The following is a 1,481-nucleotide window of genomic DNA, read 5'->3' as shown; positions in this document are numbered from 1 at the left end:
CCGGCGGCAGGGTTTCTCACCCTGCATTCGCTACTCATGCCTGCATTCTCACTCGCACAGCCTCCACAACTAGATCACTCTGCTGCTTCACCGGCTGCACGACGCTCCCCTACCCACCAACAGCGCATAGCTGTCAGTGCCACGACTTCGGCGGTGTACTTGAGCCCCGCTACATTGTCGGCGCGGAATCACTTGACCAGTGAGCTATTACGCACTCTTTCAAGGGTGGCTGCTTCTAAGCCAACCTCCTGGTTGTCTCTGCGACTCCACATCCTTTCCCACTTAGCACACGCTTAGGGGCCTTAGTCGGTGATCTGGGCTGTTTCCCTCTCGACTACGAACCTTATCGCCCGCAGTCTCACTGCCACGCTCTCACTTACCGGCATTCGGAGTTTGGCTGACGTCAGTAACCTTGTCGGGCCCATCGGCCATCCAGTGCTCTACCTCCGGCAAGAAACACGCGACGCTGCACCTAAATGCATTTCGGGGAGAACCAGCTATCACGGAGTTTGATTGGCCTTTCACCCCTACACACAGGTCATCCCCCAGGTTTTCAACCCTGGTGGGTTCGGTCCTCCACCCAGTCTTACCTGAGCTTCAACCTGCCCATGCGTAGATCACTCCGCTTCGGGTCTACAGCATGCGACTCAAACGCCCTCTTCAGACTCGCTTTCGCTACGGCTCCCCCACACGGGTTAACCTCGCCACACACCATAACTCGCAGGCTCATTCTTCAAAAGGCACGCAGTCACATCACAGAAGAGCAAGCCCTTCTAAGCTCCTACGGCTTGTAGGCACACGGTTTCAGGTACTATTTCACGACCCCTCACCGGGGCACTTTTCACCTTTCCCTCACGGTACTAGTGCACTATCGGTCACCAGGGAGTATTTAGGCTTACCAGGTGGTCCTGGCAGATTCACACAGGATTTCTCGGGCCCCGTGCTACTTGGGATCCCCTCAAGAAGCCCTCAAGATTTCGCCTACCCGGCTCTCACGGTCTACGGCGCCCCTTCCCAGAGGCTTCGACTATCTCGAAGGTTTATCACTTCTTGTGGTCTCGGCAGAAACCACCAGAGGGTCCCACAACCCCGGACATGCAACGCCTGCCGGCTATCACACACGCCCGGTTTGGCCTCATCCGCTTTCGCTCACCACTACTCACGGAATCACTCTTGTTTTCTCTTCCTACGGGTACTGAGATGTTTCACTTCCCCGCGTTACCACCAACCGCCCTATACATTCAGGCGGAGGCAACACCACATGACTGGTGCTAGGTTTCCCCATTCGGACATCCCCGGATCAACGTCTGGTTGGCGACTCCCCGAGGCTTAACGCAGCCTCCCACGTCCTTCATCGGCTCCTGATGCCAAGGCATCCACCGTGTGCCCTAAAAAACTTGGCCACAAAGATGCTCGCGTCCACTATGCAAATCTCAAACAACAAACAGCGACCACCCTCCCAGACACCCATGGTGTCTGCT

Annotated in this window: 1 rRNA gene; it reads right to left on the bottom strand. The window is 56.4% G+C overall.

Annotated features, from left to right (window positions below):
• Positions 1 to 1,403 (bottom strand): 23S ribosomal RNA (locus HII36_RS55130); the annotation flags it as partial.
• Between the last annotated feature and the right edge of the window lie 78 nt (positions 1,404 to 1,481).

Origin of the sequence: Nonomuraea antri, assembly GCF_013283785.1 — a bacterium.
Classification (GTDB): Bacteria; Actinomycetota; Actinomycetes; order Streptosporangiales; family Streptosporangiaceae; genus Nonomuraea; species Nonomuraea antri.
Note: the sequence above shows the minus strand (reverse complement) of the source record. Positions and strands in the feature narration are given on the sequence as shown.